We start from the raw sequence: 14612 nt of genomic DNA on the forward strand, positions 1-14612 counted from the left end.
CAGGGCAGGACTGGAGAGAACGAAATGACAAGAAAAAAAATACTGGGATCGCATGTAAAGCGCCTGCTGTCGGGCGTGTCCATGCACGGGCGGCGCCACCTGACCGAGGTCGAGACCGACCTGCTGCAGACCGAACTGCTGCTGGAAGAGGCGATCGACAAGCTCACCGCCAGCTTCATGGCGGTGCACACGGCGGTCGGCGCGCGCCAGGAAGCGATCGGGCGGCTGCTGGAGGGCGGCACGCCGACGCCGGAAGACCGGGTCTTGCTGTCGTCGATGTCGGGCGAGGTAGGCGCGCACCTGAACACGGCGATCACCAGCATGCAGTTCCAGGACATGACGGCGCAACTGATTGAACGTACACTGCGACGCGTGGCGGGCTTGCGCGATTTTCTGGGCACGCTCAGCGAGCATGGCGCCGATATCGCGCCCGACACCCACAGCGACGAGATCGTCGAGCGGCTCGGCAAGGTCAGCATGGCGCTGGCGATCCAGTCGCTCGAACTGCGCAGCTTGCTGCGCCGCTCGGTCGAGCAGAAGCACCTGGAAAGCGGCGACGTCGAGCTGTTCTGAGCTTCGCTCCGAGCGCATCAACCGAACAATTCAACCGGCATGAAGCCGGATACAAAATAGCAGGAGCAAAAAGAATGGCAAAAACGATTCTCGCGGTCGACGATTCCAGTTCGCTGCGCCAGATGGTGGCGTTCAGCCTGAAGGCGGCTGGCTACAACGTGGTGGAGGCCGTGGACGGCCAGGACGGCCTGGACAAGGCGAAACTGCAGAACGTCGACCTGGTGCTGACCGACCAGAACATGCCGAAGATGGACGGCCTGCAGCTGATCAAGACCCTGCGCACGCTGCCGGGCTACGCCAAGACCCCGATCCTGATGCTCACCACCGAGTCGTCGGACGAGATGAAGAACAAAGGCCGCGCCGCCGGCGCCAACGGCTGGCTGGTCAAGCCCTTCGATCCGCAGCGCCTGATCGAGGTGGTCAAAAAAGTGATCGGCTGACGCCATGCGCCACGCCCTGACCCTGCTTTCACTCGAGCGGACAGCTTTATGACCATCGACATCAGCCAGTTCTACCAGGTCTTTTTCGACGAAGCGGAAGAACTGCTCGCCGAAATGGAACGCCTGCTACTGGGCGTCGACGTCGCCGCGCCCGATGCAGAAGACCTGAACGCGATCTTCCGCACCGCCCACTCGGTCAAGGGCGGCGCATCGACCTTCGGCCTGACCGATATGTGCGACGTGACCCACGTGCTGGAGTCGCTGCTGGACCGCATCCGCAAGGGCGAGATGGCGCTGACCTCGAACCACGTGGACGCCTTCCTGGCGGCCAAGGACGGGCTCAAGATGCAGCTCGACGGCCACCGGCATGGCGCGGCGGTCGACAACGAGGCCATCGCCAACGTGCGCATGGCCCTGCACGACCTGGCCGAGGGCCTGGTGCCGGCCGCGCCGGTGGTGGCGCCGTCCTACCTGACGGCCCAGCCGCGCACCGAGCACCAGATCGAAGGCGCGCACCGCTACAAGATCGAGTTGCCGCAGGTGGCCCAGCGCGACATCAACGCCCTGGTCGACGAACTGGGGCTGATGGGCCGGGTCTCGGTGGCGCCGCTCGAGGGCGGACGCACGGCGCTGGTCATCACCACCCACGAAAGCCTGGACGACATCATCGCGATCTGCTCCTTCGTGCTCGACCCCGACGACCTGAAAATCTTCGAGGCGCCGGCGCTCACGCCGGAGCAGCGCGCGATCGAGGCGGCCGAGCGCAAGCGCATCGAGGATGCCCAGGGCTACGGTTTCTTCGGCCCCGACGACGACGTCGGCCCGGCCGGCGGCGAGCTGTCGGAAGACGATCTCGGCTACGGTTTCTTCCAGCCGATCGAGCAGATCCGCGCCGCGGCCGGCATCGTCGCGCCCGCGCCGGAACCCGTGGCCGCCAGCATCTCGGCGCAGGCGCACGGTCATGCCCAAAGCGTGGTCGAACACCTGGCCGAACTGAGCGCCGAGAAAAAGGCGGCCAGGAAGGACGCTCAGTCCGAATCGTCGTCGATCCGGGTCTCGGTCGAGAAGGTCGACCAGCTGATCAACCTGATCGGCGAACTGGTGATCACCAATGCCATGCTCGAGCAGCGCAGCAGCGTGCTCGACCCGATCCTGCACGAACGCCTGCTGTCGTCGGTGAGCCAGCTGGGCCGCAACACGCGCGAGCTGCAAGAGGCCGTGATGTCGATCCGCATGATGCCGATGGACTTCGTGTTCTCGCGCTTCCCGCGCATGGTGCGCGACCTCGCGGGCAAGCTCGGCAAGAAGGTCGACTTCATCACCCACGGCGCCGCCACCGAACTCGACAAGGGCCTGATCGAGCGCATCGTCGATCCGCTGACCCACCTGGTGCGCAACTCGATCGACCACGGCGTCGAGATGCCGGCCGCGCGCGTCGCCGCCGGCAAGTCGGAAGCGGGGCGGCTGTTCCTGTCCGCCGGCCACCAGGGCGGCCACATCGTGATCGAGGTGGCGGACGACGGCGGCGGCCTGAATCGCGAAAAAATCCTCGCCAAGGCGGCCTCGAATGGGCTGGCCGTATCAAGCACGATGAGCGACGCGGAAGTCTGGCAGCTGATCTTCGCGCCGGGCTTCTCGACCGCCGAAGTGGTCACCGACGTCTCCGGCCGCGGGGTCGGCATGGACGTCGTCAAGCGCAACATCACCGCCATGGGCGGCACGGTCGACATCCGTTCGGCGGCCGGTTTCGGCACCACGATCTCGATCTCGCTGCCCCTGACGCTGGCGATCCTGGACGGCATGTCGATCAGGAGCGGCGACGAAATCTACATCCTGCCGCTGTCCTTCGTGGTCGAGTCGCTGCAGCCGGCGCCCGAAGACGTGCGCGACATCGCCGGGCGCGGGCGCGTGCTGAAGGTGCGGGGCGAATACTTGCCCCTGATCCCGCTGCACCAGATGTTCGACATCGAGCCGCGCCACCGCGAACCGAGCGACGGCATCGTCGTCATCCTCGAGACCGAGGGCAAGAAGGCGGCGCTGTTCGTGGACGAGCTAGTGGGCCAGCAGCAGGTGGTGGTCAAGAACCTGGAGGCGAATTACCGCAAAGTGGCCGGGATCTCCGGCGCAACCATCATGGGCGACGGCGGCGTCGCCCTGATCCTCGACGTGGCGGCGCTGGTGCGCTCGTCGCGTCAGCTGGCCGACGATCCCGTCGTCCCATCAATTTTCACTCAATAAGAAGGAAATCCCATGTCCAACCTGGCAAACACCACCTCGGCTGACGGGACCGCAAACGACGGCGCCGGCAACGAATTCCTGGCCTTCACCCTGGGCTCGGAAGAATACGGCATCGACATCCTGAAAGTGCAGGAAATCCGGGGCTACGAAGCGGTGACCCGCATCGCCAACGCACCCGAATTCATCAAGGGCGTGATCAACCTGCGCGGCATCATCATCCCGGTGGTCGACATGCGCATCAAGTTCAACCTGGGCACCCCGGTGTACGACCAGTTCACCGTCGTGATCATCCTGAACATCGGCGGCCGCATCATGGGCATGGTGGTCGACAGCGTGTCCGACGTGACCACCCTGACGCCGGACCAGATCAAGCCGGCGCCAGAGATGGGCACCGCCTTCAATTCCGACTACATGATCGGCCTGGGCACCGTCGACGAGCGCATGCTGATCCTGGTCGACATCGACAAGCTGATGTCCTCGGGCGAGATGGGCCTGATCGACAAGCTGGCCGCCTGATTCGGCGGCGGCACGCAGCATCCACATCGGACCGCGTCAATCGTGGCGCGGACCAACCAGCATTCAGAAGGCAACAAACGTGCCGCAGCAGAAAACAGAGACGGTCAAGGAATTCGACTTCACGCGCCGTGACTTCGAACGGGTACGCGCGCTGATCCACCAGCGCGCCGGCATTTCGCTGGCCGACAGCAAGCAGGAAATGGTCTACAGCCGCCTGGCGCGACGCCTGCGCGCGACCGGCATCCAGTCGTTCGCCAACTACCTGGACGACCTGGAAGCGGGCCGCATGGACCGCGAGTGGGAATCGTTCACCAATGCGCTGACGACCAACCTGACCTCGTTCTTCCGCGAGGCGCATCATTTTCCGCTCCTGCTCGATCACCTGCTTGCCGCACGCAAGAAGGACACGCGCCCGCTCACGATCTGGTGCTCGGCGGCGTCGACCGGCGAAGAGCCATATTCGATCGCGATGACGGCCTGCGAGGCCTTCAACACGCTCACGCCCCCGGTGCACATCGTCGCCACCGACATCGACACCAACGTGCTGTCGACCGCCTCGAATGGCGTGTATCCGATGGAACGGCTCGACAAGATGTCGCCCGAGCGCCTGCGCCGCTTCTTCCTGAAAGGGAAGGGCGCCCACGAGGGCATGGCGCGCGTGCGCCCAGAGCTGCGCAACCTGATCACCTTCAAGCAATTGAACCTGCTGGCCGACGGCTGGCCGCTGGAAGGGCAGTTCGACGCCATCTTTTGCCGTAACGTGATGATTTATTTCGACAAGCCGACCCAGCGCAAGATCCTGGGCCGCTTCGTGCCGCTGATGAAGCCGCATGCGCTGCTGTTCGCCGGTCACTCCGAGAACTTCCTGTACGTGTCGGATGCGCTGCGCCTGCGCGGCAAGACGGTGTACGAACTCGATGGACGCAGTGCCTGAAGGCGTGAGACGACCATGAACAGCCAGTTCGCCACCAATCTCTATCACGACCGTACCTTCAACGTCGACGCGGCCAAGATCCTGCCGGGCGAGTATTTCTATACCAATAAGGACATGCTGATCGCGACCGTGCTCGGCTCTTGCGTCTCGGCCTGCATCCGCGACCGCCTGACCGGACTGGGCGGCATGAACCATTTCATGCTGCCCGACGGCGGCGCCGACGCCGGCAGCAATCCGGTGTCGGCCTCGATGCGCTACGGATCGTTCGCGATGGAGATCCTGATCAATGACCTGCTCAAGGCCGGGGCGCGCCGCGAACACCTGGAAGCGAAGGTGTTCGGCGGCGGCGCCGTGCTGCGCGGCTTCACCGCGATGAACGTCGGCGAGCGCAATGCCGCCTTCGTGATGCAGTTCCTCAAGACCGAACGCATCCCGGTGCTGGCCGAAGACCTGAACGACATCTATCCGCGCAAGGTGTTTTTCTTCCCGCGCACGGGCAAGGTGCTGGTCAAGAAACTGATGCAAACCCAGGACGATACGCTGGCGAAGCGCGAGCTCGACTACGCCAAGCGACTCAAGGTCGAACCCGTCGGTGGCGCCATCGACCTGTTCTGACCAGCTTATTGCTACATGGAGTTGAAAGGGAAAGTCATGAAGACCAAGGTGCTGATCGTCGACGACTCCGCGCTGATCCGCAGCGTGATGAGCGAGATCGTCAATTCCCAGCCCGACCTCGAAGTGGTCGCCACCGCGCCCGATCCGCTGGTCGCGCGCGAGTTGATAAAAAAACACAACCCTGACGTGCTGACGCTGGACGTCGAGATGCCCAAGATGGACGGCCTCGACTTCCTGGAAAAGCTGATGCGCCTGCGCCCGATGCCCGTGCTGATGGTGTCGTCGCTGACCGAGCGCGGCTCGGAAATCACGATGCGCGCGCTCGAACTGGGCGCGGTCGACTTCGTGACCAAGCCGAAGATCTCGATCCAGACCGGCATGCGCGAGTATGCCGACATGATCGCCGACAAGATCCGCGCCGCCGCACGCGCGCGCATCGCGCCGCGTTCGCGCACGCCGCAGGCAGCCAGTGCGCCGCTGTCGGCCTTGAGGAGTCCCCTGATCTCTTCCGAAAAGCTGATCATCATCGGCGCCTCGACCGGCGGCACCGAAGCGATCCGCGAATTCCTGATGCAGATGCCGTCCGACTGCCCGGGCATCCTGATCGCCCAGCACATGCCGGAAGGCTTCACCAGTTCCTTCGCCAGGCGCCTGGATGCGCTGTGCAGGATCAGCGTGGTCGAGTCCGCAGGCAACGAGCGGGTGCTGCCCGGCCACGCCTATATCGCGCCGGGCCACTCGCACCTGCTGCTGACGCGTTCGGGCGCCAACTACATGACCCGTATCGAGCAGTCGCCGCCGGTCAACCGCCACCGTCCCTCGGTCGACGTGCTGTTCCGCTCCGCCGCGCAGGCGGCCGGTAAAAACGCCGTTGGTGTTATCCTGACCGGCATGGGCAAGGACGGTGCGGCCGGCATGCTCGAGATGCGCCAGGCCGGCGCCCACAACTTCGCCCAGGACGAAGCCAGCTGCGTCGTGTTCGGCATGCCGCGTGAAGCGATCGCGCTGGGCGCCGCCCATGACGTGGGCCCCTTGCAGGCCTTGCCGCGCATGGTGCTCGAACATCTGGCGGCGCAGGGCGGCCGGGCGTTGCGTGTTTGATCCGAATTAGAGCTGGAGACATGCTTTAGGGGCTATTTTATCGCCGTAAGGCAACAAAAATGCTATTCTTGAGCCTGTTATCTCGCCCATCAGGGCAGCTCACCCAACAAACCACAGTATAAGATTCAAACGGAGTTATTCATGGCTGATCCAAAGATGCGTTTCCTGGTTGTTGACGATTTCTCGACGATGCGCCGCATCGTGCGGAATCTGTTGAAAGAACTGGGTTATGCCAACGTCGACGAGGCAGAAGACGGCGTGATGGCGCTGGCCAAGCTGCGCAGCGAATCGTTCGACTTCGTGGTGTCGGACTGGAACATGCCGAATATGGACGGCCTGACCATGCTGCAAAACATCCGTGCCGATCCCGCGCTGGCCAAGCTGCCGGTGCTGATGGTGACCGCGGAAGCGAAGAAAGAGAACATCATCGCCGCCGCCCAGGCAGGCGCCAGCGGCTACGTGGTCAAGCCGTTCACGGCAGCGACCCTCGACGAGAAGCTGAACAAGATCTTCGAGAAACTGGACAAAGCCGGAGCCTGAGATGGGTGAGATGAACTCGGCGATCGGCGCCGGGGCCGCCTCGAACGAAGAGGTGCTGAGCCGAATCGGCCACATGACCCGCGCCCTGCATGAAAGCCTGCGCGGGCTCGGACTGGACAAGCTGATCGAGAAGGCGGCGAGCGACATCCCCGATGCGCGCGACCGCCTGGACTACGTGGCGCGCCTGTCGGAACAGGCGGCCAAGAAGGTGCTGGACGCGACCGACACGGCCGGCCCGCTGCAGGACGCCATCGAGACCCGCGCGGCCGAGTTGTCGGGCGGCTGGCAGGCGCTGCTGGACAAGGGCGCCAGCGAGGCCGAATGGCGCGAGATGGCCCAGCGCACGATCGCCAGCATGAACGAGTCGGCGTCCGGCGCGGTCGCCACGCGCGCCGAGCTGATGAACATCATGATGGCCCAGGACTTCCAGGACCTGACCGGCCAGGTGATCGGCCGCATCACCGGCATCGCGCAAAACCTCGAGAAGCAGCTGGTGCAGGTGCTGATCGATTTCGCGCCGAGCGAGATCAAGCGCGAGCTGGACAACGGCCTGCTGAACGGTCCGCAGATCAAGCCGACCGGCACCGAAGTGGTGGCCAACCAGGGCCAGGTCGACGACCTGCTCGACAGCCTCGGGTTCTGATCCGGCGCCGCGCACCTACTTCCGGCGCCTAGATGCATCGCACCAACTTCATCGTCCGCGAACCGCTGCTCGATCCCAAGCAGCGCGTTCTCGGCTACGAGCTGTCGTGGCAGCAACACGACGGACGCATTCCCACCGACCAGGACCTGGAAGGGCTGGTCGGCTTCGTCGCCCAGCACGTCAACCATGAAGACCATGGCTGGCTCTTGCGCGACAAGATCCTGTTCCTCGACGCGGTGCCGGCCATGCTGTCGACCGACGCGCTGCACGCGCTGCCGCCGGAACGCACCGTGCTCGCCTTCGACATCCGCCAGCTGGCCGACCTCGACGTGCGCTCGGCCGTGCAGGCCGTGCGCGCCGGCGGCGTCGGCGTGGCGATCCGCGGCTGCGACATTAACTTGCTGGGGCGCAACCTGTCGCCCTATGCCTCCTACCTCGAGGTGCGCTTCACCGGCGCCAACGTCGCCGACCAGGCGCGCAGCTATGCCGCCGCCAAGCATTCGGCGCTGCGCATGGTGGGGCGTCCGGTGGGCACCTGGGCCGACTTCGACGCCTGCGCCGCGCTCGGGCTCGACGCCTTCGTCGGCAAGCTGCACCTGACGCCGCGGCCGGGTAGTCCGGTCAAGGGCATGAACCCGACCCAGAGCGTGATCCTGCAGCTGATGCAGCTGGTGCAGAACAACGAGGACGTGCCCAAGCTCGAAAGCGTGCTGAAGCGCGACCCGGCCCTGACCTACAAGCTGCTGCGTTACATCAATACCGCCGGCTTCGGCGCCGGGCGCGAAGTGCAGTCGCTGCGCCAGGCGATTTCGCTGCTGGGCTATGCGCCGCTGTACCGCTGGCTGGTGCTGCTGCTGGCCACGGCCAGCGCGAGCGGCTATTCGCCGGTGCTGATGGAAACCGCCGTGGTGCGCGGCCGCCTGGCCGAGCTGCTGGGGCAGACATACCTGGGCAAGGGCGAGGCCGAGAACCTCTTCGTGGCCGGCATGTTCTCGCTGCTCGACCGGCTGCTGGGACTGAGCATGCAGCAGGTGCTCGAGACCATCCAGTTGCCTGATCAGGTGGTGCAGGCGCTGACGCGGCGCGAAGGGCCGTACGGGCCTTACCTGGCGCTGGCCGAAGCCTGCGAGCTCAACTCGAACCTGGTGGCGTCGCTGGCCGATACGCTCGCGATCACGCCATCCGAAGTCAACCAGGCCCACCTGTCGGCGCTGGCCTGGGCGCAAAGCGTGGCGGTCGACGCCTGAGCTTTTCTCAATACGGCCCGGCTTGACGGCCGGCGCCTCCCCGCCATCGTCGTGACCCCATGCCAGGATTGGACCTTGGTCCCATTGCGCCTTGCCCCGATGGGCGGACAATGGACGCTATAGTGGATCATGTGGCGCGCTCATGGTATCCCGAACTCCCCCAGCGCCTCCCGAGCAAAGCTTTCCTCCTCTTTGAGGTTTTTTCATGGACACGAAGCACCTTGCACGGAGCCATGAGGTCGGCACCAGGATCAGTCTCCTCCATCAAAAGCGCGTGAAGACCGCGCTGGCGCAGTTCAGCCAACGGGTCGGCGCGGGGGTGGGCGATGCAGTCGGCGCGGCAGTGGGCGACAAGGTCCCGGATGCCAAGGTTGACCCTGCGGGCTGGATGGCCGGGCTCAATCCCTGGTCGTACCAGCACTACGCGGTCGATGCCTTCCAGCGTTCGATCCTGTTCTGGGATACCTTGCGCCAGCGCGGCGACAACTTCATCGAGCGTGCAGCGATGGGATCGGCGCCGGTCCTGCATTTCGACTACGAAACCATCCTCGACGGGCGTGGCTTCGCGCGGCCGGTGAACTATGCGCTGCTGCGGATCGTTCCCCCGGCCGGCGTCACGCTCGACCCCGCGAAGCGTCCCTATCTGATCATCGATCCGCGCGCCGGCCATGGCCCCGGCATCGGCGGCTTAAAGGATGATTCCCAGGCGGGCGTGGCGATGCGCGCCGGCCATCCGGTGTACTTCGTCAGCTTCTTCCGCGACCCCGAACCCGGGCAGACGTTGCTGGACGTGTGCAGCGCCGAAGGGCAGTTCGTGAAACACGTGCGCGCGCTGCACCCGGCCAGCGAGAAACCGGCCATCATCGGCAACTGCCAGGGCGGCTGGGCGGCGATGATGCTGGCCGCCTCCAGCCCCGACGATACCGGGCCGCTTCTCATCAACGGGGCGCCGATGTCGTATGTGAGCGGGGCCTGGAACGAAGGCGAGGGCGACAATCCGATGCGCTATGCCGGCGGGATGCTCGGCGGCACCTGGCTGGCCTCGTTTCTGGCCGATCTCGGCAATGGCATCTTCGACGGCGCCCACCTGGTGCAGAACTTCGAGAACCTGAACCCGGCCAATTCGCTGTGGGACAAGTATTACAGGGTCCACCAGCATGCCGACACCGAACCGGCGCGCTACCTGGATTTCGAGCGCTGGTGGGGCACGTATTATCTGTTGAACCGCGAAGAGATCGAGTTCATCACCCGCAACCTGTTCGTCGGAAACAAGCTGTGGTCCGGCGACGTCAAGGACAATACCGGCCAGGCCTTCGACCTGCGCGCGATCGAGGTGCCGGTCATCCTGTTCGCGTCGATGGGCGACAACATCACGCCGCCCGAGCAGGCCTTCAACTGGGTGGCCGACATCTATGGCAGCACCGATGAAATCAAGGCGCGCGGCCAGGTGATCGTGGGCCTGCTGCACCCGGACGTCGGCCACCTCGGCATTTTCGTGTCCGGCAAGGTGGCGAAGAAGGAATATACGCAGCTGGTCTCGGTGCTGCGCGAGGTCGAGATCCTGCCGCCGGGCCTGTACGGCATGCAGATCACCGAGACCGGGGGCGGCAGCCCTGACGGCAAGTCGCGCTACGAGGTCATTTTCCACGAACGCCGGCTCGAGGACGTCGTCACCCAGCTCAACCGCTTCAACCGCGTCGACGAGCAGCCGTTCGAGGCGGTGGCGGCGCTGTCCGACTTCAACCAGCGTGGTTATGAATTGTTCGTGCAGCCGTTCGTGAAAGCCATGTCCAACGACCTGAGCGCGCGCCTGCTGCGCGTGTTCCATCCCCTGCGTGTCCAGAACTGAGCGCTGTCGAGCCGCAATCCCTGGATGGCGTGGCTCGAACCGGCGGCGCGCGCGGTCAGGGAGCAACGCCAGCCGCTGGGGGAGGGCGACCCGTGGCGGCGCCTGGAAAACGAAGGCGCGGGGCTGGTCAGCGCGTGGCTGGACCTGTACCGGGGGCTGCGCGACGCCCATACCGAAGCGTGCTTCTTCAGCATCTACGCGAATATGTATCTGCTCTACCTGGCCGACCGCAAGCCGGCGCAGCCGGTGCAGGAGAGCCAGGATCCGCGCGCCTTGCCCTTCGTCCGGGAAGCGCTGGACTCGATCGCCGAGGGCGGCTATGCGGAGGCCTTCGCCCGCCTGGCCAGCCTGCGCGACCAACAGGGCGAGGCGCTGCCGCTGTCACGCCTGGTCAAGCGCAAGGAGCTGGCGAAGGCCTACGCCCACTACTTGCCGGACGTGCCGCTCGACCAGTGGCGCCGCTTGCGCGGCGAGCAGGACATCATCGTCCGCTACGAGCCCGAGAAGGCGATCGCCACCCTGCCGACGCTGCTGCGCGACCGCGGCGACCGCGAGCGGCTGTTGAGCCTGGTCGATGAGCTGATGGCGGACGAGCGGGTGCAGGCGATGCCGCCGACGAGCAACCAGCTTGCCATGGTGGAGCGGCTGCATGTGCTGCTTGGCGGCGAACCGGGCCAGCGGCCCGCCTACCCGCCAGTCCCCGATCCGCCGGCCTCCACGCGCTTCCATTGAAAGGACCCGGCATGGAACCGAAGCACGAAAAGTACCGGCGGCTGATCGACTATTGCCGGGACCTGCCGCTGCTGCCGACCGCCGTCGCCCACCCCTGCGACGCCAGTTCGCTGGCCGGTGCGCTGGAAGCGGCGCGGATCGGCCTGATCGCGCCGATCCTGGTCGGGCCGCGCGCACGGATCGAGGCGGTGGCGCAAGAGAATGGCCTGCGCATCGGCGACGTGGCGATCGTCGAGGCGGCCCACAGCCATGCCGCGGCGGCGGCCGCCGTCGGGCTGGTCCGCGAGGGCAAGGCGGAAGCCCTGATGAAGGGCAGCCTGCATACCGACGAGTTGATGGGGGCGGTGGTCAAGCGCGAGACCGGCCTGCGCACCGCGCGCCGGCTCAGCCACTGTTTCGTCATGGACGTGCCCGGGTATCCCGACGCCCTGATCATCAGCGACGCCGCCGTGAACATCGCGCCGACGCTGGAAGAAAAGATGGACATCCTGCAGAACGCGATCGACCTCGCGCACGCCCTGCAGTTCGGGGAAGTGCGGGTGGCAGTGCTGTCGGCGATGGAAACGGTCAACCCGAAAGTGCCGTCCACGGTCGAAGCCGCCGCACTGTGCAAGATGGTCGACCGCCACCAGATCACCGGCGCCCTGGTCGACGGCCCGCTGGCGCTGGACAATGCGATCGACCCGGACGCGGCCAGGATCAAGCAGATCGATTCGCCCGTCGCCGGGCGCGCCAACGTCCTGCTGGTGCCCGATCTCGAGGCCGGCAATATGCTGGCCAAGAGCCTGTCCTTCCTGGCCGGCGCCGATGCGGCCGGCATCGTCCTCGGGGCGCGGGTGCCGATCATCCTGACCAGCCGCGCCGATTCGATGATCACCCGGCTGGCCTCGTGCGCGGTGGCGACGCTGGTGGCGAAGGCGCGCCGCGAGAGCGGCCAGCCGGTGAGGTGACGCCATGGCCGACCTCATTCTCGTGCTCAATGCCGGCTCGTCGAGCATCAAGTTCCGCGCCTTCGACGCCGGCCCGGCCGAACCCGAGCTGGTCCTCGACGGTCAAGTGGCGGGTTTGTATAACGCGGCGACATTCAGCGCGAAGAATGCCGACGGCGCGCTGATCGGTGAGCGGCGCTGGGAGCCCGACGCCGCGCTCGGCCACCTGGAGGCGACCGACTACATCGGCGACTTCCTGCGCAGCCACGGCGCCGACCACCGGCTGGTGGCGGTCGGCCACCGCGTCGTGCACGGCGGCGTGCAGTTCAGCGAAGCGGCGCTCGTCACCCCGGCCGTGATCGAGGCGCTCGACCGCTTGACGCCGCTCGCGCCCCTGCACCAGCCGCACAACCTGGCGCCGATCCGCACCCTGCTCGATGCGCGGCCGGACTTGCCGCAAGTAGCCTGTTTCGATACCGCCTTCCACCGGACGCAAGCCGAGGTGGCGCAGGCCTACGCGCTGCCGGACAGCATCACCAGGCTGGGGGTGCGGCGCTACGGCTTCCATGGCCTTTCCTACGAATACATCGCTTCGGCGATGCCGGCCTATCCGGAGCTGGGCGCCGCCCGCGCCACCCTGGTGGCGCACCTGGGCAATGGCGCGAGCGTGTGCGCGCTGGCGGGCGGCAAGAGCGTGGCCAGCTCCATGGGATTCACCGCCGTCGACGGCCTGCCGATGGGCACCCGTTGCGGCAACCTGGACCCGGGCGTGGTGCTGTTCCTGATGGACCACCTCCAGATGGACGCGCGCGCCATCGAACGGCTGATCTACAAGGAGTCGGGCCTGCTCGGCGTATCGGGCATCTCGAGCGATATGCGGACCCTGCTGGAAAGCGACGATGCGCGGGCGCGCTTCGCGGTCGACCTGTTCGTCTACCGCATCGGCCGCGAACTCGGCTCGCTGGCGGCCGCCACCGAGGGCGCCGACGCCCTGGTGTTCACCGCCGGCATCGGCGAGCATGCGGCGCTGATCCGCGAGCGGGTCTGCCGCGCGGCGCGCTGGCTCGGCGTCGAATTGGAGCCGGCCGCCAATGCGGCCGGTGGGCCGCGCATCAGCACGGCGGGCAGCAAGGTCTCGGCATGGGTGATTCCGACAAATGAAGAACTGATGATCGCCCGCCATACGAGAGCGGTCGTGAGGACGGCCGCATGAAGACGGTCAGCCTGGAGGACTCGGTCGCCATGATCCCGGACGGGGCCAGCCTCATGATCGCCGGCGACATCGAGGTCGAACTGGCGCCGCAGGGCGCCCTGATCGAGCGGCTGCGCGCCCTGCCTGCTGGAGACGGCGCCTGGCATCGGGGTGGAAGCGGTGCGCGCGGCGACCGGCGCCGAGCTGCGCGTGCCGGACCAGCTTACGCAGATGCGGATCGAGGGAACGATTGAAACGAAGGAGTGTCTTCATGACGAATGAACGCCACCGCCCGATCTTGACCGGCAAGAAGGCCCTGGTCTCCGGGATCGCCAACGAGCATTCCATCGCGTACGGATGCGCGAAAGCGTTCCGCGAGCTTGGCGCCGAACTCGCCATCACCTATGCCGGCGAGAAGACCAGGGCCTATGTCGAACCGCTCGCGCGCGAGCTGGGCGCGCCGATCTTCATGCCGCTCGACGTCACCAGGCCGGACGACATCCAGGCCGTGTTCGGCGAGATCGAGCGGCAGTGGGGGCGGCTCGACCTGTTCGTGCACTCGATCGCCTGGGCGCCGAAGGAAGACCTGCAGGGCGGGCTGCTCGACAGCAGCGCCGAGGGCTTCGGCCAGGCGATGGACATTTCCTGTCACTCCTTCGTGCGCATGGCGCGCCAGGCGGCCAGCCTGATGAAGGACGGCGGCACCATGTTCACGATGAGCTACTACGGCGCCAACAAGGTGGTGCCCAATTACAACCTGATGGGGCCGGTCAAGGCGGCGCTGGAAGCGTGCGCGCGCTATCTCGCCTACGAACTCGGACCCAGGCATATCCGGGTGCACGCCATGTCGCCGGGGCCGCTCAAGACGCGCGCCGGCTCGGGACTGAAGGACTTCGACCTGCTGCTCGCGCAGGCGGCCGAGCGCGCGCCGCTCGGGGAGCTGGTCGACATCATGGACGTCGGTTTCGCCTGCGCCTTCCTGGCCACGCCGTACGCCAGGCGGCTTTCCGGCGAAACCATGTATGTCGATGGCGGCGTGCACATCATGGCCTGAAGGAGGTCT

At 66.1% G+C, this 14612-nt stretch carries 14 protein-coding genes and 1 pseudogene; all 15 read left to right on the forward strand.

Features of this window, described 5'->3' with window-relative positions; all coding sequences use genetic code 11:
• The first annotated feature begins 24 nt into the window (after nt 1-24).
• A complete protein-coding gene (locus tag DIR46_RS22125) occupies nt 25-573 on the forward strand; it encodes a chemotaxis protein (RefSeq protein WP_109347171.1) in 549 nt (182 codons plus the stop codon).
• Nucleotides 574-647: 74 nt separating this feature from the next.
• Nucleotides 648-1013: a response regulator gene (locus DIR46_RS22130; protein ID WP_005666664.1), complete on the forward strand. Its 366-nt coding sequence runs from the start codon at nt 648-650 to the stop codon at nt 1011-1013.
• 48 nt (nt 1014-1061) lie between these two features.
• Nucleotides 1062-3251: a chemotaxis protein CheA gene (cheA, locus tag DIR46_RS22135; protein ID WP_109347172.1), complete on the forward strand. Its 2190-nt coding sequence runs from the start codon at nt 1062-1064 to the stop codon at nt 3249-3251.
• 12 nt (nt 3252-3263) lie between these two features.
• Nucleotides 3264-3767, forward strand: a complete 504-nt coding sequence (locus DIR46_RS22140) for a chemotaxis protein CheW (RefSeq protein WP_071362121.1) — start codon at nt 3264-3266, stop codon at nt 3765-3767.
• Between the two features lie 79 nt (nt 3768-3846).
• Nucleotides 3847-4701, forward strand: a complete 855-nt coding sequence (locus DIR46_RS22145; RefSeq protein ID WP_109347173.1) for a CheR family methyltransferase — start codon at nt 3847-3849, stop codon at nt 4699-4701.
• 15 nt (nt 4702-4716) lie between these two features.
• On the forward strand, nt 4717-5316 hold the full coding sequence (cheD, locus tag DIR46_RS22150) for a chemoreceptor glutamine deamidase CheD (protein ID WP_109347174.1): 600 nt from the start codon (nt 4717-4719) through the stop codon (nt 5314-5316).
• Between the two features lie 36 nt (nt 5317-5352).
• Nucleotides 5353-6417, forward strand: coding sequence for a protein-glutamate methylesterase/protein-glutamine glutaminase (locus DIR46_RS22155; RefSeq protein ID WP_109347175.1), 1065 nt, complete (start codon nt 5353-5355; stop codon nt 6415-6417).
• A gap of 141 nt (nt 6418-6558) precedes the next feature.
• Complete coding sequence (gene cheY, locus DIR46_RS22160) at nt 6559-6957, forward strand: chemotaxis response regulator CheY (protein WP_005666673.1); 399 nt, start codon at nt 6559-6561, stop codon at nt 6955-6957.
• 1 nt (nt 6958) lies between these two features.
• Complete coding sequence (gene cheZ / locus DIR46_RS22165; RefSeq protein WP_109347176.1) at nt 6959-7600, forward strand: protein phosphatase CheZ; 642 nt, start codon at nt 6959-6961, stop codon at nt 7598-7600.
• Nucleotides 7601-7632: 32 nt separating this feature from the next.
• Nucleotides 7633-8847, forward strand: a complete 1215-nt coding sequence (locus tag DIR46_RS22170; RefSeq protein WP_109347177.1) for an EAL and HDOD domain-containing protein — start codon at nt 7633-7635, stop codon at nt 8845-8847.
• Nucleotides 8848-9052: 205 nt separating this feature from the next.
• Nucleotides 9053-11428 (forward strand): annotated as a pseudogene (locus tag DIR46_RS22175) (DUF3141 domain-containing protein).
• Nucleotides 11429-11439: 11 nt separating this feature from the next.
• The gene (locus DIR46_RS22180; protein WP_109347178.1) at nt 11440-12378 is read left to right on the forward strand and encodes a phosphate acetyltransferase; all 939 of its coding nucleotides are present in this window, start codon (nt 11440-11442) and stop codon (nt 12376-12378) included.
• Between the two features lie 4 nt (nt 12379-12382).
• Nucleotides 12383-13570 (forward strand): acetate/propionate family kinase, encoded by a 1188-nt coding sequence (locus tag DIR46_RS22185; protein ID WP_109347179.1) that lies wholly within the window; start codon nt 12383-12385, stop codon nt 13568-13570.
• Nucleotides 13567-13803: a hypothetical protein gene (locus DIR46_RS22190; RefSeq protein WP_109347180.1), complete on the forward strand. Its 237-nt coding sequence runs from the start codon at nt 13567-13569 to the stop codon at nt 13801-13803. The genes DIR46_RS22185 and DIR46_RS22190 overlap by 4 nt, the downstream gene beginning before the upstream one ends.
• A 17-nt stretch (nt 13804-13820) precedes the next feature.
• On the forward strand, nt 13821-14603 hold the full coding sequence (gene fabI / locus DIR46_RS22195; RefSeq protein ID WP_109347181.1) for an enoyl-ACP reductase FabI: 783 nt from the start codon (nt 13821-13823) through the stop codon (nt 14601-14603).
• The last annotated feature ends 9 nt before the right edge of the window (nt 14604-14612 follow it).

The sequence above is a fragment of the Massilia oculi genome, assembly GCF_003143515.1.
In the GTDB taxonomy this organism is placed as follows: Bacteria; Pseudomonadota; Gammaproteobacteria; order Burkholderiales; family Burkholderiaceae_D; genus Telluria; species Telluria oculi.

What these genes read in the sequence shown, in the direction of transcription:
- DIR46_RS22125 (WP_109347171.1), top strand. Translation starts at nt 25, where the DNA reads ATGACAAGAAAAAAAATACTGGGATCGCATGTAAAGCGCCTGCTGTCG.
- DIR46_RS22130 (WP_005666664.1), top strand. Translation starts at nt 648, where the DNA reads ATGGCAAAAACGATTCTCGCGGTCGACGATTCCAGTTCGCTGCGCCAG.
- cheA (WP_109347172.1), top strand. Translation starts at nt 1,062, where the DNA reads ATGACCATCGACATCAGCCAGTTCTACCAGGTCTTTTTCGACGAAGCG.
- DIR46_RS22140 (WP_071362121.1), top strand. Translation starts at nt 3,264, where the DNA reads ATGTCCAACCTGGCAAACACCACCTCGGCTGACGGGACCGCAAACGAC.
- cheD (WP_109347174.1), top strand. Translation starts at nt 4,717, where the DNA reads ATGAACAGCCAGTTCGCCACCAATCTCTATCACGACCGTACCTTCAAC.
- DIR46_RS22155 (WP_109347175.1), top strand. Translation starts at nt 5,353, where the DNA reads ATGAAGACCAAGGTGCTGATCGTCGACGACTCCGCGCTGATCCGCAGC.
- cheY (WP_005666673.1), top strand. Translation starts at nt 6,559, where the DNA reads ATGGCTGATCCAAAGATGCGTTTCCTGGTTGTTGACGATTTCTCGACG.
- cheZ (WP_109347176.1), top strand. Translation starts at nt 6,959, where the DNA reads ATGGGTGAGATGAACTCGGCGATCGGCGCCGGGGCCGCCTCGAACGAA.
- DIR46_RS22170 (WP_109347177.1), top strand. Translation starts at nt 7,633, where the DNA reads ATGCATCGCACCAACTTCATCGTCCGCGAACCGCTGCTCGATCCCAAG.
- DIR46_RS22180 (WP_109347178.1), top strand. Translation starts at nt 11,440, where the DNA reads ATGGAACCGAAGCACGAAAAGTACCGGCGGCTGATCGACTATTGCCGG.
- DIR46_RS22185 (WP_109347179.1), top strand. Translation starts at nt 12,383, where the DNA reads ATGGCCGACCTCATTCTCGTGCTCAATGCCGGCTCGTCGAGCATCAAG.
- DIR46_RS22190 (WP_109347180.1), top strand. Translation starts at nt 13,567, where the DNA reads ATGAAGACGGTCAGCCTGGAGGACTCGGTCGCCATGATCCCGGACGGG.
- fabI (WP_109347181.1), top strand. Translation starts at nt 13,821, where the DNA reads ATGACGAATGAACGCCACCGCCCGATCTTGACCGGCAAGAAGGCCCTG.